The sequence below is a fragment of the Flavobacterium sp. genome (assembly GCF_040402835.1).
In the GTDB taxonomy this organism is placed as follows: domain Bacteria; phylum Bacteroidota; class Bacteroidia; order Flavobacteriales; family Flavobacteriaceae; genus Flavobacterium.
The window spans coordinates 1-2,804 of the sequence record NZ_JBBALW010000056.1; the positions used below are offsets into that span (position 1 = coordinate 1).

A 2,804-nucleotide genomic window follows, 5' to 3' on the forward strand; every position below is an offset into this window, starting at 1 on the left:
AATAATTTTAAAAATGTTGCTTAACTAATACTGCGGGTTTTATTTGCATATCCATTTCTTTTTTTTTAATTTATTAGTTACTAAAAAGCTGAAATATTTTACTGTTATGTACAAAAAAAAGCATTTATTTTTTTCTCTATTTCTAAAGTAAAATATAGGTTTTATCATTGCACTTTAATTTCTTCAAATTCATTTAAAGTGAAAACAATTTTATTTTTATTAATAACCTTTACTGGTTATTCTCAAAGATTACACCATCAAATGTTGTCCTCTCAAGGAACAATCACACACACATCAGGCGGTTTAACTGTACGTCAAACTATAGGTCAACAAAGCGCCATTGGAAATTACAGAGGTGCTAATATAATTGTTGGTCAAGGTTTTCTACAAAGCGATAAAATGAAAACCGCAATGCCACCAGTAATTTCTATTACAACAATTACGTATCCTAACCCTTTTATAGATAGCGTTAATTTCCAATTTTCATCTCTAGTTACAGGTCCAATCAAAATTGCTTTATTCGATATCTCAGGAAGGCTTGTTTTCTATAAAGAAAAAATGGCTATTGATAATACTTTAACTATCGACAACCTTTCTTTTGCGCAGGGAGAATATTTGGTTAAACTAACTGCGAAAAACTTTATGTATTCAACTATTTTATTGAAATCAAAATGAGAAAAATTTACTTACTATTAACTGCATTTATTGCACTTACAAATTCCTACTCACAAGAAGTTTACTTTTTAACTGGAAACAATTTTACAAAATATAATTATAGTAGTGGACAAGGTCCGTCAGCAACTGCTCTAGATGAAGGAAACGGAACAACCTACGAAATGGGTTACACCATTCCATTTAAAAATAAACGTTTTTCTCACACAGTAGGGGTGAACATAAACGAGTACAATGCAATTGCAGGATCGTTTGCAAACACCTACAAGTGGGACACAAAATATATAGGCGTCAACAACTCCTTGGATTTATCTGTTCCGCTTTCTTCAAATTTTAAACTATTTTTCAAAGTAGGTTTAAATCTTTCAACTATTATATATGGTAAACAAAGTATAAACGGAGCCATTTATGATTTGAAAAATCAAGATGAATTTTCGGGATTAACTTTCATTCCTTTTACAGGAGTTCATTTAAAATACAAATTAGGCGATATAGGTTTTCTAAGTTTTGGCTACGGTTTATCTAAAAGCGTCATACTTTTTAATATTTCTCAAGAAAAACTAACCACAAGCACTAATCAAATTCTATTTGGTATTCATTTTAATATCAATAAAAAATAATAATTGCAATTATGAAAAAGATATTTTTACTTTCCCTATTTTTAATTAGTTCTGTATTTTATTCTCAAACAAACGGAATTACCTACCAAGCTATTATTTATAACCCTAGTGGAGAATTACTTCCTGGTGTTAATAATGTAAATGCTCCTATTGCAAATAAAAGCATATGTTTGCAATTTTCGATTATAGATATCGCCTCGCAAACTGAATACCAGGAGACCATTACAACTTCTACAGATGAATTTGGTATGGTAAACTTGGTAATTGGTTCTGGAAATCAAACGGGTGGATATGCTAGTTCTTTTTCTAATATCTATTGGAGTGTAGCTCAAAAAAGATTAAAAGTATCTTTAGATATAGTAGGACGATGTGATAATTTTGTCGAAATCAGTAATCAAAATTTTGAATCTGTACCATTTGCATTTGCCGCAAATAGTGCTGAGAATGTAACTGGAGTAGTCCCAATAGAAAATGGGGGTACCAATGCAATTACTGTTTTAGGAGCCAAAACCAATTTAGGGTTGCAAAATGTTGACAATACAAGAGATATAGATAAACCAGTAAGTACAGCTACCCAAGCCGCACTGAATCTAAAAGAAGATTTAGCAAACAAAAGTGTAGATGTAACTGTAGATGGTACTTCGAACGTAAAATATCCAAGTGTAAAAGCAGTAAAAGCATACGTTGATGCAAATACATCTATAGGTTCGGCAGCTTTAGCAGCTGAAGTAGCCAGAGCTACTTCCGCAGAAGCAACAATTGCAACCAATTTAAATACAGAAATTAGTAGAGCCGTTGGAGCAGAAGCTACCAAAGAAAATTTAGTAAATAAAAGCTCAAGTGTTGTAGTTGATGGAAACTCAGATGTTAAATATCCAACAGTTAGATCGGTTAAGACTTATGTAGATGCAAATTTAACTGCAGGTTCAAATGCACTTTCGGCAGAAATTAACAGAGCAACTACAGCTGAAAATACAATAGCAACTAATTTATCTGCTGAAGCGGTTACAAGAGCTGCTGCGGATGCCGCTTTGACTGTTAATATAAATGCGGAAACAATTAGAGCTACAAATGCGGAAGGTTCTTTAGCAAGTAATCTAGCTGCTGAAGTAGCCCGTGCAACTTCAGTTGAGAGCAATAAAGAAAATTTAATAAATAAAAGTACAAGCGTAGTAGCTGATGGTGCATCTGATATAAAATATTCAAGTGCAAAATCAGTTAAAACCTACGTTGATGCAAGTACTTTGGCTGCTGCCAATGCTTTAGCAACAGAAAATGCTAGAGCAATTGCTGCTGAAAATACAATTAGTACCAATCTAGCTGCAGAATCTTCAACTAGAGCTAATGCTGATACTACACTTTCAACTAATATTGCTATAGAGGCTACTAGAGCTACTGCAGCAGAAAATGCAGAAGCTACATCTAGAGCAGCTGCAACTGCTGTGTTAACAACAAATTTAGCTACAGAAGTAACAAGAGCTACAACAGCAGAAGGAACTTTGACTACTAATT

At 32.9% G+C, this 2,804-nt stretch carries 3 protein-coding genes; all 3 read left to right on the forward strand.

What is annotated here, in order from left to right:
• Nucleotides 1-198: 198 nt before the first annotated feature.
• Complete coding sequence (locus tag AC9UEH_RS11495; protein WP_509532014.1) at nucleotides 199-675, forward strand: T9SS type A sorting domain-containing protein; 477 nt, start codon at nucleotides 199-201, stop codon at nucleotides 673-675.
• Nucleotides 672-1,292, forward strand: coding sequence for a hypothetical protein (locus AC9UEH_RS11500; protein WP_509532017.1), 621 nt, complete (start codon nucleotides 672-674; stop codon nucleotides 1,290-1,292). The genes AC9UEH_RS11495 and AC9UEH_RS11500 overlap by 4 nt, the downstream gene beginning before the upstream one ends.
• Nucleotides 1,293-1,303: 11 nt before the next feature.
• Nucleotides 1,304-2,804: hypothetical protein (locus AC9UEH_RS11505; RefSeq protein ID WP_509532020.1), on the forward strand; the 1,501-nt coding region annotated here is incomplete at its 3' end.

Bases quoted from the DNA above. Each gene is read 5' to 3' on its own strand.
- AC9UEH_RS11500 (WP_509532017.1), top strand. From the start codon at position 672: ATGAGAAAAATTTACTTACTATTAACTGCATTTATTGCACTTACAAAT.